General features: G+C 44.1%; 20 protein-coding genes. 7 read left to right on the forward strand and 13 right to left on the reverse strand.

Going from position 1 to position 25,862, the window contains the following annotated elements:
• Window positions 1–876: a cysteine synthase CysM gene (gene cysM / locus AC1W6K_RS00355; RefSeq protein ID WP_481946006.1), complete on the forward strand. Its 876-nt coding sequence runs from the start codon at window positions 1–3 to the stop codon at window positions 874–876.
• On the opposite strand, the gene AC1W6K_RS00360 is transcribed toward cysM, so the two are convergent.
• The 4 genes from AC1W6K_RS00360 to AC1W6K_RS00375 all read right to left on the reverse strand — a co-directional run bounded on the left by AC1W6K_RS00360 (window position 862) and on the right by AC1W6K_RS00375 (window position 4,251).
• Window positions 862–1,428 carry a hypothetical protein gene (locus tag AC1W6K_RS00360; RefSeq protein ID WP_481946007.1) on the reverse strand — a complete coding sequence of 189 codons (567 nt, stop codon included), beginning with the start codon at window positions 1,426–1,428 and terminating at the stop codon, window positions 862–864. The two genes, cysM and AC1W6K_RS00360, sit on opposite strands and share 15 nt — an antisense overlap.
• A gap of 58 nt (window positions 1,429–1,486) precedes the next feature.
• On the reverse strand, window positions 1,487–1,693 hold the full coding sequence (locus AC1W6K_RS00365; RefSeq protein WP_395785944.1) for a helix-turn-helix transcriptional regulator: 207 nt from the start codon (window positions 1,691–1,693) through the stop codon (window positions 1,487–1,489).
• 218 nt (window positions 1,694–1,911) lie between these two features.
• Entirely contained in the window at window positions 1,912–3,627 is a 1,716-nt protein-coding gene (locus AC1W6K_RS00370) for a GMC oxidoreductase (RefSeq protein WP_481946008.1), read from the reverse strand.
• A gap of 18 nt (window positions 3,628–3,645) precedes the next feature.
• The gene (locus AC1W6K_RS00375; RefSeq protein ID WP_481946009.1) at window positions 3,646–4,251 is read right to left on the reverse strand and encodes a gluconate 2-dehydrogenase subunit 3 family protein; all 606 of its coding nucleotides are present in this window, start codon (window positions 4,249–4,251) and stop codon (window positions 3,646–3,648) included.
• A gap of 268 nt (window positions 4,252–4,519) precedes the next feature.
• On the opposite strand from AC1W6K_RS00375, the gene AC1W6K_RS00380 reads away from it, so the two are divergent.
• Window positions 4,520–5,890, forward strand: coding sequence for an MFS transporter (locus tag AC1W6K_RS00380; RefSeq protein ID WP_481719075.1), 1,371 nt, complete (start codon window positions 4,520–4,522; stop codon window positions 5,888–5,890).
• 139 nt (window positions 5,891–6,029) lie between these two features.
• On the opposite strand, the gene AC1W6K_RS00385 is transcribed toward AC1W6K_RS00380, so the two are convergent.
• The 3 genes from AC1W6K_RS00385 to AC1W6K_RS00395 all read right to left on the reverse strand — a co-directional run bounded on the left by AC1W6K_RS00385 (window position 6,030) and on the right by AC1W6K_RS00395 (window position 7,388).
• On the reverse strand, window positions 6,030–6,641 hold the full coding sequence (locus AC1W6K_RS00385) for a flavin reductase family protein (protein WP_481946010.1): 612 nt from the start codon (window positions 6,639–6,641) through the stop codon (window positions 6,030–6,032).
• A gap of 153 nt (window positions 6,642–6,794) precedes the next feature.
• Window positions 6,795–7,070, reverse strand: a complete 276-nt coding sequence (locus tag AC1W6K_RS00390; protein ID WP_481946011.1) for a hypothetical protein — start codon at window positions 7,068–7,070, stop codon at window positions 6,795–6,797.
• A gap of 9 nt (window positions 7,071–7,079) precedes the next feature.
• Complete coding sequence (locus AC1W6K_RS00395; protein ID WP_481946012.1) at window positions 7,080–7,388, reverse strand: hypothetical protein; 309 nt, start codon at window positions 7,386–7,388, stop codon at window positions 7,080–7,082.
• A gap of 37 nt (window positions 7,389–7,425) precedes the next feature.
• On the opposite strand from AC1W6K_RS00395, the gene AC1W6K_RS00400 reads away from it, so the two are divergent.
• Entirely contained in the window at window positions 7,426–8,469 is a 1,044-nt protein-coding gene (locus AC1W6K_RS00400; RefSeq protein WP_481946013.1) for a lactonase family protein, read from the forward strand.
• 88 nt (window positions 8,470–8,557) lie between these two features.
• Here the strand turns inward: AC1W6K_RS00400 and AC1W6K_RS00405 are convergent, their stop codons facing one another.
• The 4 genes from AC1W6K_RS00405 to AC1W6K_RS00420 all read right to left on the reverse strand — a co-directional run bounded on the left by AC1W6K_RS00405 (window position 8,558) and on the right by AC1W6K_RS00420 (window position 18,102).
• Window positions 8,558–9,469 (reverse strand): PorP/SprF family type IX secretion system membrane protein, encoded by a 912-nt coding sequence (locus tag AC1W6K_RS00405; protein WP_481946014.1) that lies wholly within the window; start codon window positions 9,467–9,469, stop codon window positions 8,558–8,560.
• 38 nt (window positions 9,470–9,507) lie between these two features.
• Window positions 9,508–12,597, reverse strand: a complete 3,090-nt coding sequence (locus tag AC1W6K_RS00410) for a T9SS type B sorting domain-containing protein (RefSeq protein WP_481946015.1) — start codon at window positions 12,595–12,597, stop codon at window positions 9,508–9,510.
• A 313-nt stretch (window positions 12,598–12,910) separates the two neighbouring features.
• Window positions 12,911–13,825, reverse strand: coding sequence for a PorP/SprF family type IX secretion system membrane protein (locus AC1W6K_RS00415; RefSeq protein ID WP_481946016.1), 915 nt, complete (start codon window positions 13,823–13,825; stop codon window positions 12,911–12,913).
• 5 nt (window positions 13,826–13,830) lie between these two features.
• Window positions 13,831–18,102 carry a T9SS type B sorting domain-containing protein gene (locus AC1W6K_RS00420; protein ID WP_481946017.1) on the reverse strand — a complete coding sequence of 1,424 codons (4,272 nt, stop codon included), beginning with the start codon at window positions 18,100–18,102 and terminating at the stop codon, window positions 13,831–13,833.
• A gap of 699 nt (window positions 18,103–18,801) precedes the next feature.
• Between AC1W6K_RS00420 and AC1W6K_RS00425 the strand changes: the two genes are divergently transcribed.
• Both AC1W6K_RS00425 and AC1W6K_RS00430 read left to right on the forward strand, forming a co-directional pair.
• Window positions 18,802–20,511 carry a metallophosphoesterase gene (locus AC1W6K_RS00425; RefSeq protein WP_481946018.1) on the forward strand — a complete coding sequence of 570 codons (1,710 nt, stop codon included), beginning with the start codon at window positions 18,802–18,804 and terminating at the stop codon, window positions 20,509–20,511.
• The gene (locus AC1W6K_RS00430) at window positions 20,483–21,784 is read left to right on the forward strand and encodes an alkaline phosphatase family protein (protein ID WP_481946019.1); all 1,302 of its coding nucleotides are present in this window, start codon (window positions 20,483–20,485) and stop codon (window positions 21,782–21,784) included. Before AC1W6K_RS00425 ends, AC1W6K_RS00430 begins: the two co-directional genes overlap by 29 nt.
• A 32-nt stretch (window positions 21,785–21,816) precedes the next feature.
• On the opposite strand, the gene AC1W6K_RS00435 is transcribed toward AC1W6K_RS00430, so the two are convergent.
• Both AC1W6K_RS00435 and AC1W6K_RS00440 read right to left on the reverse strand, forming a co-directional pair.
• Entirely contained in the window at window positions 21,817–23,238 is a 1,422-nt protein-coding gene (locus AC1W6K_RS00435; protein ID WP_481946020.1) for a glycoside hydrolase family 32 protein, read from the reverse strand.
• 54 nt (window positions 23,239–23,292) lie between these two features.
• Entirely contained in the window at window positions 23,293–24,129 is an 837-nt protein-coding gene (locus tag AC1W6K_RS00440; RefSeq protein WP_481946021.1) for a sugar phosphate isomerase/epimerase family protein, read from the reverse strand.
• 81 nt (window positions 24,130–24,210) lie between these two features.
• Between AC1W6K_RS00440 and AC1W6K_RS00445 the strand changes: the two genes are divergently transcribed.
• Together AC1W6K_RS00445 and AC1W6K_RS00450 are read left to right on the forward strand one after the other, a co-directional pair.
• A complete protein-coding gene (locus tag AC1W6K_RS00445; protein WP_481946022.1) occupies window positions 24,211–24,771 on the forward strand; it encodes a pentapeptide repeat-containing protein in 561 nt (186 codons plus the stop codon).
• A gap of 95 nt (window positions 24,772–24,866) precedes the next feature.
• Window positions 24,867–25,862 carry a sialidase family protein gene (locus AC1W6K_RS00450; protein WP_481946023.1) on the forward strand — a complete coding sequence of 332 codons (996 nt, stop codon included), beginning with the start codon at window positions 24,867–24,869 and terminating at the stop codon, window positions 25,860–25,862.

A 25,862-nucleotide genomic window follows, 5' to 3' on the forward strand; every position in this document is an offset into this window, starting at 1 on the left:
ATGTCTACATTATTGGATTTAGTGGGCAACACGCCGCTTGTTGAACTAACAAAATTGCATGCGAATCCGCGCGTACGCATCCTTGGTAAACTTGAGGGAAATAATCCCGGAGGTTCGGTGAAGGACCGCGCGGCCAAAAACATGATTGAATCCGCTATAGCACGAGGAGAAATCAAGGCGGGGACCAAATTAATTGAGGCAACTTCGGGCAACACGGGCATCGCCCTAGCGATGATTGCACGGCTGTTTGGACTGGAAATCGAACTGGCAATGCCTTCTAATTCCACCCGAGAGCGCATACTAACGATGGAAGCTTTTGGTGCCAAAGTAACGCTAACTGAAAGTATCGAATCTGCCCGAGATTATGCCGTAGACAAGGCTGCCTCAGGCGAATATATTTTATTGAATCAATTCGAAAATCCGGATAATTATTTGGCCCACTATAAAAGTACGGGGCCTGAAATTTTTCGTGATACGGATGGGAAAATCACCCATTTCGTGAGTTCCATGGGGACAACCGGAACCATCATGGGGACGTCGATGTACCTAAAAGAGCAAAATCCTGCGATTCAAATTATAGGTTGTCAGCCCACCGAGGGCTCTAAAATTCCGGGGATTCGTCGGTGGCCGATTGAATACCGACCAAAAATTTACCAACCGGAACGTGTGGATCGGATTATGGATATTTCGGAGGAAGAGGCGACAATTATGACGCGCCGACTAGCACGCGAAGAAGGTGTATTTGGTGGGATGAGTAGTGGTGGCGGTGTGGCTTCAAGTGTCCGGTTGGCTTCAGAACTTGAAGAAGGCTTGATCGTGTGCATTATATGCGACCGAGGGGATCGCTATTTATCCAGCGGTTTATTTGGGGAGTAGGATCCCGACCATTTGATAATGGGTAGGCGAACCCCAGCGCATCCGCTGTGTGCCTTCGATGGAATAGGTTTGCACCTTACCATCCGAAAAATTCATGTGCATTTTCTTCTGCGTGTCAAATAGGAAATTCGTCTGAGACATCTCAATTTCAATGGATGCTGGACGGTCGAAAGCGTCCAACTGGATCTTCAATTTTTTCACGGGTAATTTTTCTCCAATCTTCAAAGAATACCAACGAAACCCATCGTCAGATAGTTTGTCATAGCTTTTATCAAAGGCCGGTTTATTTAAATCGGACTCAATAAAGAGCGCCCATTCCTTTTCCCACGCCAAATCTGACAGGACCTTAACCTCTGATTTCCCATCCAAAATCACGGTTTTATGGACCCGCTTAGGATGTTTTTGCAACTGAACAATTTCTTGCTGCAAATAGGTCGCTAACGGAAAATAAAGTTGTTTTTGTGTAGGGGCAGATTCCTCCTGACAGGCACTAGTCATCCACAGAAAAGGGAGGAGAACAAACAGAAAACGAGTGCGGGATTGAATTTGCATAGCAGGCATAAAGGTAAAGAAAAATCCTTGAAGTCGGCCGACTCCAAGGATCGTTCACTCAAGCGGTTAGCATTTCCTCAATGGGAATACTGAGTACTTTTGTCAGATTAAATAATTTTTTTGCGTTGGGATAATGCTTGCCAGATTCCCAGTAATTATAGGCACTTTGACTGACGCCTACGGCTCGGGCTACTTGGTTCTGGGTTAATTTTTTCGATTGCCGCGATTTAATCAACAGCACCGAAAAGAGGTGTTTGGTTTTCATGTATTAGTTGGGTTAGGTAAAAATTTCAAGGAAGATGTCTGCTTGTTTCGAATAAACCAATCATTTGATAAAAAAATACCAAAGAATATAAGCTTACTTATAGCGCCTGTCGCTACGTTGCACGGGAATGCACTGCGATGACAGCATCTGTCGCAATTGGAAAGTTCAAAAAAAGGTCAGCGAGAAATTCCCACCGACCTTTTCAAACATAAACTTGATTACAAATTTCGTTTTTTCAATTCACTAACAGCGAAATCAGCTGCACGAGCTGTCATCGCCATATACGTTAATGAAGGATTCACGCAAGAGGCAGATGCCATCGCGGCGCCGTCTGTCATAAATACGTTTTTCACTTCATGTACTTGGTTATTTTTATTAACGATGGAATTCTTTACTGAAGTCCCCATCCGTGCCGTACCCATCTCATGGATACCCAAACCGATATGCGTATTTTGACCGTTGTAAGCTTTGATATTTTTGAATCCGGCTGCCTCTAGCATTTCGGCAGCGTCATTCATCATATCTAAACGCATTTTCAATTCATTTTCACCAAAATTCGCTTCAAATGAAAGAACAGGTAAACCCCACTTATCTTTTTGGTCACTAAGCGTGAACCGGTTATTGGGATCTGGTAAGATCTCACCAAAACCACCAAAACCTACCGTCCATTGGCCTGGATGTGTTAAGCTTTCTTTGAAATCAGCCCCAAAACCATCTTGGCTTACGCCACGGCCCCAGCCTTCCCGACTAGCGCCACCTTGGTAACCAAAACCGCGTGAATATCCACGCTTATCCTTGCCCCAGTTGCGGTAGCGTGGAATGTATAAGCCGTTTGGCCGACTGCCAAACATATAGTCTTTATTGAATCCATCGACGGTTGCACTAGCGCCCACGCCCAAATGGTGGTCCATGATGTTACGGCCTAATTGGTCCGAATCATTCCCTAAACCATTTTGATAGCGGTTCGATTTCGAGTTCATTAAGATTGACGTAGAACCAATCGCTCCCGCATTCACGAAAATTATTTTCGCAAAATACTCTTTGGACTCGAGCGTATTTTGATCAATTACACGAACTCCCTTTGCTTTTTGTGATTTCTCATCGTAGATAAGTTCCGAAACAATGGCGTTGTGAATCATCGTCAAACGGCCTGTACGTTGTGCCGCAGGCAAAGTCGCCGAAAGTGAACTGAAATACGCGCCATAAGGACAGCCGCGCATACATTTGTTTCGGTAATTACAAGATGACCGACCTAAATCTGTTTGTTGCTTCCCTGGTTTTGTTAAGTGAGCTACGCGGCCAACCGTCACGGGACGACCTAATTTTTTGTTCACTTCATTTTTAAAATGTACCTCGGGAGCAGTCATTTGCATGGCTGGCTGAAAATCAGAATCAGGCAAGACATCTAAGCCTTCTGCTTGACCTGAAATACCTGCAAATTTCTCTACATAGGAATACCAGGGTGCTAAATCATCATAGTTAATAGGCCATGGTGTTCCGATTCCCTCTTTCTCATTGGCCAAGAAATCCTCTCTGTTCCAACGGTACGTCTGGCGACCCCATAACAACGATTTACCTCCCGTGTGGTAGGCGCGAATCCAGTCAAATCCGCCTTTTTTCTCAATGTATGGGTTTTGCTTATCGTTTTCGAATAGGTAGCGATGCTCTTCGTTCGGTGTATATCCGGTACGCATGCCTGCCCAATATTCTTCGGCAGCCATGTTGCTAGGCCGACCGCGGTGGTCGAATTCCCATGGATTTTTATTTGCTGTTTCGTAGCCTTCGATGTGTTTGATCTCGCGACCACGTTCCATCACGGCAACTTTAAGTCCTTTTTCAGTTAATTCTTTCGCGGCCCAACCACCCGAGATTCCGGATCCGATGACAATAGCGTCAAACGTTTGGGTCTTGATTGCATCTATATTTAGATTCATTTTTTGTGTCTTTTGGGATTAATAAGCGAATGATTTTTGATCTGGCTTCATGTCGGATATAACTTCAAAACGGCCTGGAACCGGTTCGTAAACAAAGGAACCTTGTATGCCTTTTTCTGACGTATAATAGCCCAACAGCGTTAACTCTTTCATCACGCGCCAGAATGGAACACCGCCCACGCCTTCTAGAACATCTTTGTCTACGTTGTCGCCAACCTTCACTTTGCTCACAGAATAGCTTCGCATTAATTCGTTGGTGTCTGCTTCTAACAATGTCAACATCGCTATTTGGGCATCGCTTGATTGGTTCAGGAATTTAGCTTTTGCCAAATTATCTACCCCTTTTTTGAAACTAACGTGTTCTGGTTTTTTGTAGCAATCATTCAGCATCATTTCGATGAAGGCAGGAACGCCAGCATCAATCGCGCCAGCCGTTGTTGTTTTCGGAATAATGTGTTCAGCGACAGCAGCAACGACATTACGTTGTATGTCGGTCAGCGAAAATGTGCCCGGTTCAGCAATTAGGCCGGTATTTTTTGCCTCCATGGCGTAAAGGGTTGGTGCGCTAAATACACCGCCCACTAACATCGCAATGCGGGAGACAGCATCTCTTCTCTTAAGCATAGTTATTAAGTTAAATTGTTTAGGCCAAATGCCTATATCAGGTTGAGTTTTGACAAGTAACAAAATTAATCAGTTTCTTCGTTTTTCAAGGAAATATTTAGCTTTTTCATGCTATAACACTAAATCTGCCGATTAGTTAAATCGTTATTTATCAATTAGATGGCTATTTTAATCAGTTTAACAATAGGATTTTAGCGCGTTTTTTTTGTTTTTTGTATCGCGACGAGCGGCGAGACACGCTGCCGAGGTCCCACTTAAATTTTCGTTTATGCAAGAAAGTGCGCCTATTTTTGACAACAATAAAATCCCCGTTAAAAAGCTTTGGCAAGTAATTATCGCCTCATCCGTGGGCACCGTGATTGAGTGGTATGATTTCTATATTTTCGGCAGTTTATCAGCCATCATCTCCCTTTCCTTTTTTCCCAAAGAAGACCCAACTGCCGCGTTTATTTCAACGTTGGCTGCTTTTGGCGCGGGCTTTGTGGCTCGGCCATTTGGTGGGGTGATTTTTGGTAGATTAGGCGATCGCATTGGTCGGAAATACACCTTTTTATTGACCCTCCTCCTCATGGGCGGATCCACATTCGCGATTGCGTTCATCCCTTCCTACTCGGAAATCGGCCTAGTAGCTCCGGCCATTTTACTTTTACTCCGCATTATTCAGGGGTTGGCATTGGGTGGTGAGTATGGTGGCGCGGCTACGTATGTGGCTGAATATGCCCCGGATGCCGAGCGCGGAAAATATACAGCTTACATTCAGACGACAGCAACACTTGGATTTTTCGTGTCCATCATCGTGATTTTGGTATCGCAAAAATTGATGGGAGATGCGGTATTTCGGGATTGGGGCTGGCGCGTACCATTCGCATTATCAGGGATATTAGTAATCGTTTCCTATTTTATTCGTCGGAACATGCACGAATCTCCCCTGTTTTCGAAGTTGAAAGCGGAGGGTCGCTTATCTGAAAATCCGTTGAAGGAAGCGTTTGCGAGTAAAGAAAATCGCCGACTGATGTTGGTGGCCATGTTTGGTGCGATAGTAGGCCAAGGGGTGGTTTGGCATACAGGCCAATTTTACGCACAGATCTTTATCAATAAAATTCTGAAGGTGGACTTCACAACAACGAATCTCATCATTGCGGCTTCGCTTGTCATCGGAACTCCGCTTTTCGTGTATTTTGGAAGCCTATCAGATCGCATCGGTCGGAAAAAGGTGATGCTGGGCGGAATGGCGCTAGCTGCCATTTTCTACTATCCACTCTTCGCGTGGATGTCGGACATCGTGGATCAAGAAGGAACCCTCGTAGGTGACGCCTATTTCTTAACGATGACGGGCAAAGTGCAATTGGCCTTTATTTGTACCTGTTTGGTTACTTTCGCCGCCATGGCTTATGGTCCAATTGCCGCATTTTTAGTTGAATTATTCCCAACCAAAATCCGATATACCTCACTCTCCATCCCCTATCACTTTGCGAATGGGGTGTTTGGCGGATGCGCGCCATTTGTAGCAACGTGGTTAGGCGCCGTGACGCATTCTAATTTTGCGGGGCTTTTCTATCCGATCGGACTCGCTGCCATGACCGTAATTATAGGAGTCATTTATTTGCCAGAGACGAAGGGAAAGGCGTTAATGGATTGATTAGACGCTGGACGTTAGACGCTGGACGTTGGACGTTAGACGCTGGACGTTAGACGTTAGAAATTTAGGCAGGAACACAATTATCAATCTAGTGACCAGCGTCTAAAGTCTAGTCTTTGACGTCTATTTTAAGCGTCTTTCAAGGGCGTGCGTAGGGTAATTTTTGCACCAAATTCATTTCGTAATACGAGGAAAGACCTAACGAAGCCACGCTTCCTGCCATATCTAAATTCAAAAATCCATCAGTTTCCATGCAGGTAGGATCCACAAAGGCATGCTGCAAAGATCCGATCACCAAAAACGTGTTGTTCAGTTCGATAGGAATAATTTGCTCCAATTTCATGGCGTATTGCACCGGGCTCCCACCAACGAACGGCACGGGAAAGTCGGCCTGATACATGGGCTCTAAACCCACTTCCACAAATTCACTCACGCCATCGGCGTATTTGGCACTGGTCTGATGTGCTTGAGAAATCTGGTCTACTGCAATGTGATTGATCGTATAAAACCCTGTCGCCTCTATATTACGCAAGGTATGCGGCGCGGCCTCCAGCGGACGATTCACGAAAGCGATCAAGGCAGGATCTGCGCCGAGGTGCACGATATTACTAAAGATGGCGAGGTTCAGATTTTGGTCTTTATCCTGCGAGGAAATCAGGGAAGCGCTTTTAAACCCAGAAAGCGAGTTCACAAAATTTGCACGCGTAAAGCGATCCCAATTCGCCAAATCGGCTAAAGAAAAATGTTTCATGTTGTCCTAACGCGTTCCCGCCCTTTTTGTTTACACTTTAACAGTCCATTTTAAATACGTAAGCACACGCAAAATTCCACACCATATCACCAAATATATCACCGCTCCCGTCAACGACGCAACGTATGGGTTAGATACATGTCCCGCAATGGTTTATTGGTACTTCCACCCCACAAATCCCTGATCGCCTATTTTAATCATATTCAATGCCCGTGGAATAATCCCCGAAAAGAAAAACACGAGCATCGGATGCATCCCAAATAACAATATGGGGGCAATGAAGGTTGTTAGGTTTTTCTCATCCACGAGGTAGCACAAAATGGCGAAACTCAGTAAGGCCCATCCAGCCGTTACGCCAACAAATGAACTTGTCCACAAGGCTTTGTTCATCGGGAACGCAAGGTCCCAGACAAATCCAATAACTAACAAAATGAGCCCTTAAATGCCTAAAAGGCACGTTTTTCGGAGCTGAGTACCTGCAATTAGTCCGATGATGCCTGTCGCAATCGCGGGAATGGTACTTAAAATTCCTTCAGGATCCCAAGTTTTGGACACCGCCCATAAATGTCCGGGCAGTACTAAATTATCCACATACGCCGCCAAATTAGTTCCCTCGGTGCAGCCATGCCATTTGGCATGTTCAAAAGGCGCATAAATATGTCCCCAATCGCCCGGATTATTTACCAAGGTCATCAACATCACAGTAAGGCCACGAAAAACATCTAGGGAGATGACGCGGTTTTGCATAGGTAATTCAGTTAATTTGTGGGTAAAGCTAAAAAAAATGATTTTAATAACTATCGCCGTGGCCATCCTGAGTTCGCACACACCGGATTCGTCGGCAGTCAACTTGCTCGTAGGTTCGTATACAAGCCAAGGAAATCCTGGCATCGAGATCATCGATCCGCAAACTCAAAAAACGGTAAACTCCATTGCGCAGCCACAGGCCTCTTTTCAGGCCTTATCGAAGGACCAACAATACTTATTTTCAGTTCACGAGGAAGCGGACAGGAAAGGTTCAATTAGTTCATATAAGCAAGAAAAGGGCACTTTTTCACGTCTGAGTACCCAGTTGACACAAGGCGACGCCCCCTGTTATGCCCTATTTCGAGAGGCCAGCCAAACCCTCTACGTAGCGAATTATTTAGGCGGAAATCTGAGTGTATTTCAAACGAAAGCTGGATACATTCAACCCATCAGCCAAAACATCATCTATCCAAAACCGAGTCATGCGCACATGGCAGTGGTCATGCCGGATGGGGGCCAACTGGTCGTAACGGATTTGGCGGCGGATAAAATTCACGTACATGCCTTACTATCCAATGGCCTTGTGGCGACACAGTATGAGGATGTCGAATTGCCCAAAGGAACGGGGCCGCGGCACATGGTATTTAATTCATCGGGAGATATTGCTTATGTACTTGGCGAATTGAGCGGGACGGTGGATGTATTTCGAATTTATGCGAATGAGTTTACGCACCTACAACGGATTGTGATAGACCGAAGTGCCGGGAATCCGAATCATGCCAGCGCCGATTTGCACCTGTCGCCCGACGGAAAATGGTTACTCGCATCGAACCGTAAAACTCAAAATTCAATTCGTGTATTGGCCGTATTACCTTCAGGTGAATTGCGCGACCATAAAGAGATACTCGTTGGGAAGATACCCCGAAACTTTCAGTTTGACCCGAGTGGACGATTTGTTTATGTGGCGAGTCAGGGAGAAAATCGAATCCAAAAATTTACCTTTAAGGATGGAGAATTAAGCGATACGCAGGAGGATATTGAGGTGAAACAACCGGTGGCAATCTTGTTTTTGAGGAAATAAAAAGCCCCAGAATTTCTTCCGGGGCTTTAATCAATATCTTGCTTGGGCCAGCTTTGGCAATGCATATAGCTTTGCCAAAGCGCAAATCTTACTTTCCGAACGAATACCGCAACGCGATCTCATGCGACTGCACACTCACGCGGCTTAGCTGAGACGTTGGCATCTCGAATACATAACCTAGGTAAATGTTCTTTACAGCTTGAATACCTGCGCGGATGCCCCAACTGTCTTGATTGCGGTAGTTGGCTCCTAAGTCAAACCTTCCCGCCAAGTTCACTAACACGTTGGCATCCCAGCTCAAAGGAACACCTGAAGCCGTACGTACTAAAGCACTTGGGTAGATCGTTACTTTCTCATTGGCCTTAATCTTTGTCCCGACCATTCCATAGAAGTAAGCTGCGTCTTTAAAGCCTTCGCCTAAGTCATACTTCAATAATCTCGGTTGCGATATGCTCACAAAGAATCCGTCTCCTTTGGCAATCTTTAATCCCCAACCGGTATTAAACTTCATCGACGAGCGATTAATGAATGTTGGGTCTCCTTGGTGTACTAAGTTCGTCTCATCAAAGTTCAAGGCTAAATTAGCAAGTCCCGCACGGATACCTCCGGAGAATGACCATGCTTCCGAAAGTTTCGTATGGTATGCATAATCAGCACTGAAGGTTGTGATTTTCATTGGGCCGGCTTGGTCTAGCATCGCATTCACACCTAGTCCACTTTGAGCGCCGTACTTGAAGTTACCTGAAAACACGTAGGTCTTTGGGGCTCCATCAATGCCTAGCCATTGCTGGCGATTCATTAAGGTCACTTCACTCGTAGCTGTGCTACCTGAGTGCGCAGGTGAAATAACTTGTGGGTTGAAACGGTACATCGAATAACCTGCTTCTAGCTGACCATACATCGTCGATACGCTCAAAACAAGCAGGGACACAAGAGCCAAAAGGCCCTTGCTCCACTTGAATTGATCTACTCTCTGTTTAAAATCTATGTTATTTTTCATGTCTGTGTTACTTTTGATTTGCGTGTTAAAACGACTCTTTATTTATCTAAACGGTTGATGTACAAATAAGCCTTCAAGTTCGTTTTACGGCCTTTGTAATCGATGATGTAGTAATACGTACCATCTGGTAAATCACCACCGTTCCAATCATTTAAATAGTTTTCTTTCTCGTAAACCAAGTTCCCCATACGGTTGTATACATACAAGGTATATGGAGGAGGTGTCGCTAATAAACCAGGAATAATTAAGAAATCATTTCTACCATCGCCGTTAGGTGAAATTCCTTGAGGAGCAAACACAGGACATGCATCCGCGTCAACACGGTTAGATACCCCATCTCCATCGCAATCCGTCAAACCACCTAAATTAATGTTGTCTTCATTTAAATCTGACGTACCATCATTATCGGCATCGATATCTCGGAAGTCAAAAATACCATCTTTGTCCGTATCTAAAGGTGATTTTGGATCATTTCCTGCCTCTAATTTATCTGTGTAGCTATCGTTATCTGAATCCAAATCACGGTAATCTGGAGTTCTGTCTACGTCTGTGTCAACTGGATTTTTACCATCTTTACCAGCCTCAATCGAGTCTGGAATACCATCGCCATCCGAATCTGTATCACGGTAATCCGCAAGGCCATCTCCATCCGTATCCACTGGCTTCGTTAAGGTGATTGCTTCAACAGCGTCTGGAATCGAATCGTTATCTGAATCTAATTCACGGAAATCAAAAATTCCATCCGCATCAGCATCGGCAGGTTTCGTAGGATCAGTCCCTACTTCAATTTTGTCCGTCAAGCCATCACCGTCTGAATCCAAATCACGGAAGTCGGCCACGCCATCCTTATCCGTATCCACAGGGCTTACGGCATCTTTACCCGCTTCGATTGTATCTGAGATACTATCTCCATCTGAATCTAAATCACGGAAATCGAAGATTCCATCCGAATCTGTATCTACTGGTACTTTCGCATCTTTTCCTGCTTCAATCGCATCTGAAATACCATCATTATCTGAATCCAAATCTTTCGTATCTGGGGTACCATCTTTATCTGTATCTACTGGACTTTGAGGATTAGCACCTGCTTCAATCGCATCTGGTATACCATCATTGTCAATATCAATATCACGGTAATCTGGATCGCCGTCATTATCTGTATCAACAGGTTTCGTCGGATCTGGACCTGCTTCTACAGCATCTGGTACCGTATCATTATCAGAATCCCTATCGCGGAAGTCAAAAATGCCATCTCCATCCGAATCTAAAGGTTTAGTCAAATCATTACCTGCTTCAAATGCGTCTGGAATTTTATCACCATCCGAATCCAAATCACGGTAATCTGGCAAACCATCGCCATCTGTATCCACTGGCTTGGTAGGATCAGCTCCTGCTTCAATGGCATCTGAGATTCCATCTCCATCTGAATCTAAATCTTCATAATCAGCACCTATTTCTGAACCATCATTATCTGTGTTTACTGGCGTTCCACAAGTAACTGCTTCAACAGCGTCTGGAATGGTATCACCATCCGAATCCAAATCACGGAAATTGGCAATGCCATCTTTATCTCCATCACGACCTGATTCAACCGCATCTGGAATACAGTCGGCATCTGAATCTAAATCCAAGAAATCCGGTATTCCATCTTTGTCGGTATCAATAGGTGCAGGAGAATTAAATTGCTTACGATCATCAAAACCGTCTCCATTTGCGTCTTGCAAAACATTACATGCCGCACACTTATCAGCACCTTCCCACGAATCCATAATACCATCTCCGTCTGAGTCAGCGTCTAAATAATTTGGCACACGGTCACCATCAAAATCATTTGTTCCCTCATACCCGTCAGCTACCCAGTCTCCATCAGAATCTAAATCACGGTAGTTGGCAATGTTATCACTATCCAGATCACCAGTCAATTCCACTGAATCTAAAATTCCATCGCCATCTGAATCACGGTCTAAGTAATCTGGCTGTCCATCGCGATCTGTATCTGGCACACCAAAAGGTAGACCACCTGCACGAGGATCAATTCCATCGCCCAAGCCATTGGCATTAGCATCTGACGTAGCGCCATCCAAAAGACCATCGCCATTCCGATCAAAGCTTGCACGGAAATTTTCCATACCTTCGATAACGTCAAAAATGCCATCGCCATCCGAATCTAAATCTTTGTAATTAGGAATGCCGTCGCCATCCATATCGCTTACTTTCTCGCGAATATCTGGAATACCATCATTATCTGAATCTAAATCTAAATAATCCGCATCGCCATCACGGTCTGTATCTACTGCCTTTTCATAGCTATCATTGATGCCATCTTGATCTGAATCAATATCGAACATATTTAAGATTCCATCAAAATCGAAATCTGCATTGTTTGTCCCTCCATTAGTCTCTAATAAGTTAGAAATACCATCTCGATCACAGTCATCTGCTTTCCAAGCGTCACTAACCAACGCTATATTTTGAGAACTTAACTTAAAATCACACCCACTGTTAACGTTCGTGCCATCGATTACCTCTTGCGTAAACATGACACCATCCCCATCGTAATCCGTATCAAAAACAACATTATCAAAGCGGTGATTAAATCTAGCGCCCGATGGAATGGTGATGATTACACGATCTACATTCTTAAACGAGTTACTGAAAGTCTCCGAGGGACTATTTGGATTAGGATATTTAGTTAATGACCCCGAGGCAATATCCGCAATGGATACTTGAGCTACTTGAACACCTGCCCTGAATGCCGTAAATTGCAAAACAGTACCAAATCCAGCACTACTCTTTGGCACAAATTCAAGTGATTTAAAATCAAATTGCGCCCCATATCGATCAACAATATTTAACGTATCTGGAGCTCCACTAGAACCTGAAACGATGTCAAGGACATCGAGATTAGGCGTAGGTGCCGTGGCAAATGTCATCGCATTAGCACTATTGAAGGTGAACGTGTAATTCCGATTTCCAACTCCACCATATGCGTGGAACTCAGAACCAGGAACAGAGATGAACTTGCCATCAAATCCAATTTTGCCTTGTGCAAAACCGTGGTGCCCGCTTAAAAGGCCAAGGATCAGCAAGAAACAAGATAGCACTTGCCCTATTTTAAATCGATTCATAAAATATTATTTAAGAGTAGTTCGCTAAATTATAAAATAAAAATGAAAACAAAGTGATAATAATCAGGTTAACCGACACAATTTTTAGCAAGTGGTTGATAATAACCACTTAATCACTAATATAAAGCTGATTTAAGCAAAAAAATATTCCTGAAATTGGCCGTATTTGGGGCTTGGGCGAACAATAAAAAAGACGTGAAGTTTCACGTCTCATTTGTTTTGTAGCGACGCAATACGTTGCGTCTTTTTTAAATAGATACGAGGTGTCACAGCTCTTACTTTTAGACGCGAAGTTTCGCGTCTCTACTGTAAATTACTTTCCAAACAAATACCGCAACGCGATCTCGTGAGACTGCACACGCACGCGGCTTAGCTGGGAGGTTGGCATCTCGAATACATACCCTAAGTAAATGTTCTTTGTCGCCTGAACACCTGCGCGGATTCCCCAGCTATCTTGGTAACGGTAGTTGATACCCACATCAAGCTTCCCACCTAGGTTCGCCATCACATTTGCATCAAAACTTAAGGGCGCGTCTCCCGCCGTGCGAAACATGACACTCGGATATAACGTAATTTGCTCTGAGGCTTTTACTTTGGTGCCAACCATCGTGTAAAAATAGGCGACGTCCTTAAATCCAGAACCTATGTCATATTTTAACAAACGCGGTTGCGAAACGCTAACAAAAAAACCATCGTTCTTTTGAACTCGAAGGCCCCAACCGGTATTAAACTTTAAACCGGAAGAACGATTTGTAGCAAATAGGACATCATCCGTTTGAGAAAGAGCCAAACCCGTATAGTCTAAATTTAAATTTGCTAGCCCTGCACGAATACCCCCCGAAAATATCCAGTCCCCGGTCAACTTCGTATGATACGCATAATCACCACTGATAGTTGTGATTTTTAAAGGGCCAGCTTGGTCCAACATCATATTAACTCCAATACCACTTTGCTGTTTGAACTTGAAATTGCCCGACAAAACATATGTCTTTGGCGCACCCTCGATTCCTAACCATTGCTGACGACTCATCAAAGAAATCTCACTTGTTTCCGTACTACCTGCATGTGCAGGCGTAACTATTTGAGGGTTAAAACGATACATCGAATACATCGATTCGATTTGGCCAAATGCCGTATTTCCGAAAACCAATAGGGATGCAAGAACCAACAGGTTCTTGCTCCACTTCAATTGATCTACTCTCTGTTTAATGTTTATGATATATTGCATCGTCCTTATTTGTCTATACGGTTAATGTAAATGTAGGCCTTCAAAGTAGGCTTGCGATCCTGATAATCTAAAATGTAATAATAGGTGCCGTCAGGTAGAAGGCCGTCGGTTGCCAACAAATCAAACGCTCTATCAGTTTGACCACCCCACGTATTCTTGTAATCCGCACTTTCATATACGATATTACCCCATCGATTAAAGATTGTCAGTTTGTTTGGACCAGGTGTTGCCAATAAACCTGGGATAGCTAACACATCATTCTTGCCGTCTCCATTAGGTGAAATTCCCTGTGGAGCTATCGATGGACAAACGTCCGCATCTAAGCGATTTGGTATACCATCTTTGTCACAGTCTAAAATATTACCTAATCCTAAGTCATCCTCATTCACATCCAAAATACCATCATTATCCGCATCCGTATCACGAAAATCAAAGATGCCATCTTTATCGGTATCCAATGGACTAGCCGGATTAGTGCCCGTTTCTTCCCGATCGAGTAAGCCATCGTTATCGGAATCCAAATCACGGTAATCGGGTCTGCCATCTCGGTCAGTATCCACTGGAACACGTGGATTAGGGCCCGCCTCAATTCGATCTGATAATCCATCACCATCCGAATCAATGTCTTGGTAATCTGGTTTCGCATCACCATCCGTATCCACAATACCCTCAACTGAATCTGGAATGCTATCATTGTCAGAGTCCAAATCGCGGAAATCAAATATACCATCTACATCCGTATCCACCGGTTTCTTTGGATCAGCTCCAGCTTCTACTTTATCTGAAATCGTATCGTTATCAGAATCTAAATCACGGAAATCATAGATACCATCCCCATCCGTATCAGATGGATTGATTGGGTCTTTACCTGCTTCAATCGCATCTGGAATGCCATCATTATCTGAATCCAAATCGCGGTAATCTGGTGTGCCATCGCCATCTGTATCTGTTGGGTTATTTGCATCTTTCCCTGCTTCAATCGCATCTGGAATACCATCGTTATCTGAATCCAAATCACGGTAGTCTGGTAAGCCGTCGCCATCCGTATCCAACGGATTATTGCCGTCTTTGCCCTTTTCTACGCTATCCGGAATACCATCATTATCTGAATCACTATCACGGAAATCAGGTATTCCATCGCCATCCGTATCCGACGGATTATTTCCATCTTTTCCTTTTTCTACGGCGTCTGGGATTCCGTCATTATCTGAATCTAAATCACGGTAATCTGGTAAACCATCACCATCTGTATCTACAACACCTTCGATGGTATCAGGAATACCATCATTATCTGAATCTAAATCGCGGTAATCTGGCAGACCATCTCCGTCCGTGTCCACTACCCCTTCAATCTTATCCGAAATGCCATCATTATCGGAATCTAAATCTTCAAAATCCGGCTTCCCGTCATTATCCGTATCAATTGGTGCGCCGCAAACAACCGCCTCCACTTGATCAGAGATACCATCATTGTCGGAATCCTCATCCCGGAAATTTGGTTTATCATCGCTATCCATGTCCGCACCTAGTTCTTGACGATCTAAAATACAGTCATTGTCTGAATCTAAATCTAAAAAGTCTGGCGTACCATCTTTATCTGTATCTATTGCCATTGGATTTGGGAATTGCTTGCGATCATCCCAGCCGTCACCTTGGTCATCTTGTAAATTTGTACAAGCGACACAACGATTTGCGCCTTCCCAACTATCCATAATTGTATCTCCATCAGAATCCAAATCTAAATAATTTGGAATACCATCTCCATCAGCATCATTTCTGCCTTCAATACCGTCGCCTAACCAATCCCCATCGGAATCTAAATCACGGAAATTCGCAACGTTATCTTTGTCGGGATCTCCAGCTCCTTCGAACGAATCTAAAATTCCATCACCATCTGCATCTAAATCCAAGAAATCAAGTGCACCATCGCGATCCGTATCTGGAATGGCTAATGGGCGGGCACCTGCAAAAGAATCAACGGCATCGGGCCATCCGTTCGTATTGGCATCTGTTGTGCCTCCGTCTACGCGGCCATCGCTGTTACGGTCAACCGCTGCACGGAAATTTTCAGTGGCTTCAATCACATCCAAAATGCCATCTCCATCCGAATCCAAATCTTTGTAGTTCGGAATACCATCGCGATCCATATCACCTACCATCTCGCGGCGATCTAAAATACCGTCGTTGTCTGAATCCAAGTCTAAATAATCCGCATCGCCATCGCCATCCGTATCGATATTTTTTTCGTAACTATCATTAATGCCATCCTGATCCGAATCCGGGTCAAACATGTTTAAGATGCCATCTCCATCAAAATCAGCATTATTGGTGCCTCCATTTGTTTCTAAGAAATTAGATATCCCATCATTATCACAATCCCCTCCTTTCCAGAAAGCACTAACCGCAGCCAAATTTTGACTTGATTTCTTAAAATCACATCCACTTGCAGGGGATGTGCCATCAATTCGCTCTTGCGCATCAGAAACTCCATCGCCATCTGTATCTGAATTATCAGTTGAAACCGTGATTGTAAATGAAGACGTCGCCGTTAAACTTCCACCGTCGGTTACCGTCAATGTGATTGTCGACGTTCCCGTTTGATCAACTAAAGCGTTGGCGGTTACGGTACGATTCGCACCTGAGCCACCTAATGTTATGTTGGCCAATGGAATTAAAGCTACATTACTTGAAGTTACCGTTAAAGTCAAACTTCCCGCTGCCGTTTCTGTATCACCTACCGTTACTGCCAGTGCGCCTGTAGAGGCAGTGCCCACTACGTTTTGATTAGCAACCGTGGTGATCGTAGGTGGTGTGTTTGAATTATTAATGGTGGCAACAACTACGGAACGAGCGAGAGATACACATGATGTTGTCGTATTTCTTGCTTCGGCATAATAATTTGTTGTCGAAGAAATGCTAGGGGTAACAAATGATAGCGTCCCTGATCCATTAGCTTCCACTGAACCGCCTGTAGCAGCTGCATACCAATCTAAGGTTGCGCCTGAAGATGCTGTACCCGTTAAAGTCACAGTTCCTGTGCCAGTACGAGAACCATCAACAGTTGAAGTCACAGTTGGCAACGCATTAACTGTAGCCGAACCTGTGGCAATTGTTTGAGTTATTACACCTGACACAGCGCTAACATTTCCACCATCACCATTTGTAGCATTTGATTTCAGGCGGATGTATATTGTCGTAGAAGCAACTGCTGAACCTGATAAAGTCAAGGTAATACTATTAGTGAATCCAGAACCAGATGTAGTTGAGATCTCATATCCAGCAGGTGAGGTAATCGTAATATTATTTGATAAAGCCGCTCCTTCAATGGTAAAACTCTGTTCTGCTGAAGGGGCTCCTGCACAAGCGGTAAATGTGCTCAGGGTTCCGCCAATAAAGATATTGGGGGAATCGTTGTCGACAATCGTCAAAACCGCTGTTGGGTCTAATATCGCTGCGCCAACCGGATCTTGTAAGGTGATGTTGATGGTTTCATTCGCTTCCGAGTCAACATCATTGGCGATTGTAACATTAAAAGTTTTTGTGAGATCGCCAGCCGCAAAAGTTAGCGTACCTGAAGTAGTCGTGTAATCAGTACCTGCCGTAGCAGTTCCATTAGATAGAACATACCCAACAGTTGTCGTAGTAGATGCCGCAGCACTTAAGCGAACGGTTACTGTGGCAGTGCCCGCAGCTTCGTTTATAGAAAGGTCAGCTACGGAGAATTTGGGTTGGGAAGCTAAGTAATCATTTAAATCCCCAAGAACACCAGCCGCATTTGTACTAATATCATCACCATCAGTGAATGTTAACGTTTTTCCGTTAAAAATTAACCCGACGTAGTTGAGATTAGAGATTAATTTAATTGTATTGTCTCGATTAGCTAAAGTGGCAGAGCCGGTAGGTTTAAAGCCCATGGCCAACACATTACTTCCGTCGGTAACTCGTATCTGAATGAAACCTGCAATTGAATGCTCTAAACCTAAAAAGTCGGTAATAAGAATATTACCCGGAATATCATTTCCTTGCGCCGTGAAAATAGTTGAAGAGGAGTTTTGACTAAACTGAACATTGGTCCAACCATAAGTTGTAAAACTTGTTGAATTTAGAACTTTATTACTTCCAACACCACCTATAAATCCATTTGAAAACGAAACGGAAATATTGTTTTGCGAAAAGAGAAGTGGGGATGTCACTAACAAGATTAGTAACGATTTAAATAGAACCTGTACGAACTTCTGAGATACTCGTACGCCGGCTACTCTGAGCGAGTTAGTCATTTTAAATGTATTGGTTGAACAAAGAGTTATAGTAAGTATATGGTAATCGAACAATAAACTAAAATCCAAAGCTCATCTAGTAACAAATGAAATTCAGCAAACAAAAAAAAGAAATTAAAAAATAAGACTGCTACCAAGTCAATATGTAGTTGTCCTGTTTTCAATAAAAAGGACAAATTAAATTTTGGTACATCCTCAACAAAAAAAACCAGGATTTCTCCTGAGGCGCTTATTTATATAATTTTCGGTCTGATTTTAAAAATTGATGCCAAATCAAAAAATATACGCTAGACATTAGACTTCGGACTATTTCCCTTCGGACATATTCCCTCCGGACTATTTCCCTTCGGACTATTTTCCTTCGGACCCCGGACTTTAGACTCCGGACTTTAGACTTGTCTCTTACTTTCCAAACAAATACCGCAATTCAATTTCATGCGACGCATAGGCACGCGGATCAATTGGCGACGAATACATCTCGAATACAGACCTTACTTAACTATTCTTAATAGCTTGGATACCTACGCATACTGCTTAAAAGTCGTGATTTCGATAATTAATTCCTAAGTCAAAGGTAAACCTGACGTGTTAAATAAACTTTATCACCAATCATTTGTTAATAAAATAAATTAATTCAAATGCTTATGTCCAAGCTATTCCTTCATTCCGTACTTTTACACTGTTTTCATAAACCCTATCATGAAAAATAGCTTCATCACGTGCTTACTATTGATAATAACTTCCCACGCTTGGGGACAAAAAATCATTCGCGGGCCCTATTTACAAATGGCAGGGCCAACCACGATGACCGTTCGCTTTCGGACTGACGGCCCCGTGAATGCAGAAGTAGGCATTGGTACAGATGTCAAAACATTCACTCGAACAAAAAAAACAGGGACCGCAAGTACAGAACATACCATTCTGATCGACTCCCTCACAGCGAGCAGAACCTATTATTATCGAGTTAAAACCGGCACAAATACACTAGGCGATTCCACGTACTTCTTTAAAACGGCCCCAGCCGTAGGTTCGTCAGAAAAATTTCGTTTTTGGTCCCTAGGTGACATGTATCCCGGAGTGACGCAGGACCGTGTCTATGAAGCCTTTCAGAAATATAACGGAGCTAACTATACGAATTTTTTATTGACCGTGGGCGACAATACCTACAACGGTGGTTCGGATGGAGGTTTCCAAAGCAACTTCTTTGATGTCTATCAAAAAGGAACATTCTTGCGCCAAAGTCCCCTATTCATGGGCATAGGTAATCACGATTACGACGGCTATGCGCAGATACAAGATAATCCTGAGGTGGGTTATTTTCAAATTTTTAATTTGCCTACGAAAGGAGAATTGGGTGGAGTCCCGTCCGGATCTGAGGCTTACTATTCGTATGATTATGCCAATGTCCACTTCGTTAGTCTTGACTCATATGCTCGGGGCCGCGATGGAAAATTACTAACCGATGCCGGTTCTGAACAAATGGCCTGGCTAATTAAAGACCTACAAACCACCAAGCAACGCTGGAAGATTGTCTATTTCCACCATCCCCCTTACACGAAAGGAACCTATGATTCAGACGTTTGGGAGAACTTAAAACAACCGCGCCTAGTTGTCACTCCTGTATTGGAAAAATATAGCGTTGACCTTGTCTTATCAGGGCATAGCCATGTATATGAACGCTCAAAACCGTTGAAAGGGTTTACGGGTTTGGCGGCGGAGTTTAATCCGGCGGTCAACTGGACCCAGACAAGCTCCGGGAAATACAATTCGACGGCGAACTCTTGTCCCTATATGTACACGAGCAGCCTAGCAACGAACGGCGTTGTGTATGTCGTAAATGGTGTGGGTGGAGCGACGGGAGCGATGCGCCCAAGTGCGCCACATCCGGCGATGGAGACGAGCCAGCCGGGTATCGGGGGATCCATGATTTTTGAAATTGAGAGCGGACGGCTCGATGCCAAATTCCTAACGGAGAATGGGACCATCACGGATCAATTTACCATTTTCAAAGATTTAATCGTGACTGATCCGGCGGCGGTGACTGTGAATTACCAAGGTTTGGTCAATTTAACTGCTCCGTGGCAAGGGGAATATATTTGGAATACGGGAGATAAAACGCGTGTCATCCAGAAGAACCCGATTGAGACCCAAAAATTCACGGTTAAAGACCCGCAGAACTGCTTGCAAACGAATTATCAGGTAAATGTGATGCCGCCTTTGGGTATCGACGAACTTCCAGATGACGCTTTTGAGCACTTGAAAATCTATGATTTCAACGGTCGATTGCTGCGTGATATTCAGACACCTGGGAAATTAAGCCAAGTTAATTTGACTGACCTGCCTAGTGGACGCTACATACTTCAACTTCACACAAACGGTCATGACCAAATTATTAAGTTGGCTCGCTAGTTTCCTCCTTTTCTCCCTCCATACATTCGCCCAAGACACCACGCAACATCGGGTTCCTGGCCGGGTAAATTCCCCGGATCAACTTGCAAAACCGTATGTGATATTAATTTCAGCGGATGGGTTTCGGTCGGATTTTGCGGATAAATATGACGCCGAGTTTTTGAAGTCAAAGCGGTCTTTGGGGGTTTCTGCCCCATCAATGATTCCTTCGTATCCGACTTTGACTTTTCCAAATCACTATACTATTGTGACGGGATTATATCCGGCGCATCATGGGCTTGTGAATAATCGGTATTATGATCCGGCGTCACGGCAAGAATACAGTATGGGGAATAAGAAAATGGTGAGTGAGGGGAAATGGTATGGCGGGACACCGCTGTGGGTTTTGGCAGAAAAGCAGGGTATGCTCGCCGCGAGTAATTTTTGGGTAGCCTCGGAAGCGGACATCCAAGGCGTGCGCCCCAGCTATTATTATGTCTACAATGAGGTCACCCCGATTGCGCAACGTATCCAGTCGGTGAAAGACTGGCTAAGTCTACCCGCTGAAAAACGGCCGCACTTCATCACGTTTTATTTCCCGGAGGTTGATCATGATGCCCATGAATTTGGGCCGGAGGATCCGCGCGTAAAGAAATCGGTACAGTTTGTGGATCAGGCGATTCGTGATTTACAAGCGGCTTTAGATCCGTTGAAATTACCGATCAATTATGTGTTTGTTTCGGACCATGGGATGGTGACGGTTGATTCGAAAAATACGATGGGTTTGCCGGCGGAGATAGATACGGCGGCCTTTCGTGTTCCCTCTGGGGATGCGCTTTTGCAAGTTCATGCCAAAGACCCTTCACGCATCACTTCCACCTATGAAGCCTTGAAAAAAAATCAAAATTTCGATACCTATCTAATGTCGGAAACGCCGGAGCATTGGCATTTCCGCCCAACGGATGATCGTTACAATCGCTTAGGTGCCATCTTGCTCGTGCCGAAGCTTCCACGTGTTTTCAACTTAAGTCGCTACCCAACTAACCAAGGTAAACATGGGTTTGATACACGTTTGCCGGAAATGCAGGCGAGTTTCCAGGCTTGGGGACCTGCGCTCAAAGTGGGGAAGCGGATTCCACCGTTTGAAAATGTGGATATTTATCCGCTTGTGGCGCGCATGTTAGGGCTGGAGTTTGATCCCTCTGCGATCGATGGACATCCAGATACGTGGAAAAAGGTTTTACTTACCTTTGCCAATCCTCCAAGGTTTGGCAAAGGTAGGGGGAAAAAGTGATTTTCCCAGTCTAAAAACTGATAAAAACGAGCTTACAAAATCGGCTTAACAACCTCCACATCCACCGAAATTCCCTTAGCCGAAATAACCTTATACTCCTCCGAAGGGAAATAAATCGTGGTCATGGCAGTTAGCCCGCCATCCGCAAACATTTCCGCAGACGCCACATCGGTAATTACTTGGAAATCGATGGTAGCAGATTGGCTTATTCGAGGGGCATAGTCCCGACTTGAAAACTTCGAGCTAAATGAAAAATCTCCTGACTGCCGACGGTCCACAAAATAACGATTAGTTGATTTTTCGTATCCCATGGTCACCTGCTCGCCTTTGGCATTTGCTAAAACAATGGAAAAATCCTGAACAGCTTGCCCCTTTGCGGAAATGCGCAACAAGGCTGAAGAAGATTTCATTGATTTGCCAGATGCTAATTTTTTCACCGACTCCACGGGCAAATCGATCGGAGTGGACGACACAAAATATTTGCCATTGACAATTCTCAATGCTAAATCCCGAGGTAACGTATTCGCACTTCGCCATGATTTCGTAGGCACAACCGTCGCATAATCCCAGTTTGTCATCCAGCCTAAAAAGACCCTCCGTTTCCCTGTTTCATGGAAAGTTACGCCCGCATAATTATCCCGACCATAATCAATCCAGCGCGTTTCCGCATCCTGTGGCACAAACTGATGCCCATCAAAATCCCCTACAAAATACTGCGTACCCGAACCGCCATTTGGGGCACCCGGATTTATGCTCACTAACAAAACCCATTTTTCCTTACCGTATACCTCCATCGAAAATAAATCCGGACACTCCCAAACTCCGCCATGCGCACCAATGCCAGCGCCAAAATCACTTTCCCGCGTCCAAGTTTTCAAGTCCTTCGATGAATAAAATGTCTCACGGTCCTGCGTAGCCAAAGCCATAATCCACTTATTTCCTGGGGCATACCATGAGACATTCGGATCTCGAAAATCTGCAATACCCGGATTTTTCAAAACAGGATTTCCGGCATATTTAGTCCACGTATATCCATGATCGTTACTAAATGCAATGCTTTGATTTTCGCGATCAACACGTCCCGCTTTTTCCCATTCCATATTGTGCGATGTGAAAATGGCAACAAGAGCATTTTCCCCAAAACCAGTCGTATTTTGGCGATCAACCACAGCCGACCCCGAAAAAATCAATCCAAGCGAATCGGGATACAAAGCGATTGGTTGGTGTTTCCAACGCAACAAATCCGTACTAGTCGCATGTCCCCAATGCATCGGACCCCAAACCGTACTTTTCGGATAATGTTGATAATACAAATGATATGTTCCATTTTCATAAATTAAGCCATTAGGATCGTTCATCCACATACTCAGTGGGGTGAAATGAAGGCGTGGACGGTGTTGTTCTTGGGCGAAAGTAGAAAATGCCAGCAGGCAAAAAAGGACGATTTTTTTCATAAAAAAAGGGTGGCCCATGTGCAATGAGACCACCCAACAAAAGTAAAGAAATTATTACAAGCTTTTCAAGTACTGGATGCTCAAAGGAACATATTCCAATTCTTTGTCACTTTCATCTTCAATGAAGCAATGCTCGATGCCATTTTTCTTGGCTAATTTGATAATGGCTTTCCAATTACCCTGACCCGTTCCCACCGGAACATCATTTTCTGCAGGCGTACCACCAGTCAAATTCCCCACCACGCCTTTGCGCAAATCTTTTACGTGCATTAGTTTCCAACGGTTTGGATATTTCTTCAATAATTTCACCGGCATATCCGCGCCACCGCCATGCATCGTCCAAAGCACATCCATTTCAAAGGAAACATATTCCGGATTTGTATTTTTGATGATGTAATCCATCAAGGTCCCGTCCTCGTAAGCATGAAATTCATAGCCGTGATCGTGGTAGCAAAAAGTAATACCATTCTCCTTAAAAACCTTTCCAGCCGAATTGAAAAGTGCCACCGCTTTTTGCGCGTCTTCCAAAGTGAAGTCGGTGCCTTTGTGCGGAATCCAAGCACACATAACAAATTTCACCCCAAGAATTTTAGCCCGTTCTACGGCCGCTTGCGGATTCGCAAGTTCACTATAATCTACTCCTGTGGATGGGATGCTTATGCCTCGATCAGTACATAATTGCTTGAATTGTTCCGGCGTGTAGCCTTTCGGAGCGCCGCCTTCCAGCTCCTTAATTCCCATGTTTTTAATGATGTCCAATGTTTTCTCTGTTCCATTAGGAAAATGTTTCCGGAAAGTATAGGCCTGAACACCCATTGGATAAGTGTATAATTTTTGTGCCAATGTGGGCAAGCTGACCACGAGGGCCAAGAGTAACATGTTGATTTTCATAGTCGTTGGTTTTTTGTAAAAATGCGTGTTTTTTTTGATATTCAAACCAAGGCCTCCCCTGAATTTTAGTATTTTTGTCGGATGGAAAAACCGTACGTCGCCGACCAGCTTTTCGAAAAATGCACTTCGCTTGCCTATGCGGAATATGAACATTGCACCTTTCGTTCGTGCAATCTTGAGGGTGCTGATTTAAAGAATTTTCAGTTTGTGGATTGTCGGTTTGAGGACTGTAATCTATCACTGATTAAGTTAGGCGGTGCTTCGTTACAGCAGGTAGTATTTGAGGGATGTAAAATGCAAGGGCTTCATTTTGAGGCTTGCAACCCGTTTTTATTAGAATACCAATTCACGCAATGTGTCCTAAATTTATCCTCTTTTTATCAAACTAAGAGTAAAAAAACAAGTTTCCAGGACTGCGTATTACATGAAGTTGACTTTACCGAAGCCGATTTTTCAGAGGCGAAATTTGACGCATGTGATTTGGCTGGGGCTTTGTTTGATCGGACGGTATTGGAGAAGGCCGACTTCCGTTCGGCGGTTAATTACACCATTTCCCCGGCATTGAATCGATTGAAAAAAGCCAAATTTTCTTCGGATGGCTTAGCAGGTCTGCTTAGCGACATCGGAATCGAAATCAGTTAGTTGATAAATTTTTTAAGAGGTATTTGAAATTGTTTTTTTCCCTTTAGCTTTGTCAAACCTCAAAGGATTGACAAAGCTTATGTCGTTCTAAACCTATGAAAAAACTAATCTTATTCTGCCTTTTAGGCATGATCGCGCCTTGGGCGCAAGCTCAGCAGATTGAACAATCTGCATTTATCTACGAAAGTGCCCCGTTTCCTTCGTGTCATGCGTCTACTTTGGTGGAAACACCAGCTGGGATTGCCGCTGCTTGGTTTGGGGGAACCCATGAAAAACATCCGGATGTGGGCATTTGGTTTAGCTTTTTCCGCAACGGGTCCTGGACTACGCCGGTAGAAGTTGCCAATGGTGTCCAAGATACTGGTAAACGCTATCCAACTTGGAACCCTGTTTTGTTCCAAATGCCTGGCAAAGAACTCATTTTATTTTACAAAGAAGGACCTGCTCCGGACACATGGTGGGGTATGTTAAAGCGTTCCATCGATGGCGGAAAAAGCTGGTCGGCAGCGGAGCGACTACCAAAAGACATCTACGGACCTATTAAAAATAAGCCCGAATTAATGGCAGATGGCACCTTATTGTGTCCTTCGAGTTCGGAAGATCATGGCTGGCGACTGCACATGGAGTTTACAAAAGACGGGGGGAAAACATGGTCGCGTACGGACGCGTTGAATGATGGGGTGACAACATCCGCGATCCAGCCAAGTATTCTGAAATTACCAAACGGAAAACTACAGCAGGTTTGTCGGTCCAAAAACGGCTTCGTTCTACAATCCACTTCAGATGACAATGGGAAAAGTTGGACAGCTTTAACGCCCACCAACATGCTCAATCCAAACTCGGGTACTGATGCTGTGACATTGCGGGATGGCAGGCACATCATTATTTACAACAAGACAAAAAAGGGACGCAGCCCATTAAACGTCGCCATTTCGGCTGATGGCCAAACCTGGAATGACGTTGCCATTTTAGAAAATGAGCCGGGTGGCGAATTCTCCTACCCAGCCGTTATCCAAGCTTCAGATGGAAAAGTTCACATTACATATACATGGAAACGGAAGAAAATCAAACACGTTATCATGACCCTTTAA

This window comes from Aquirufa sp. (assembly GCF_964796385.1).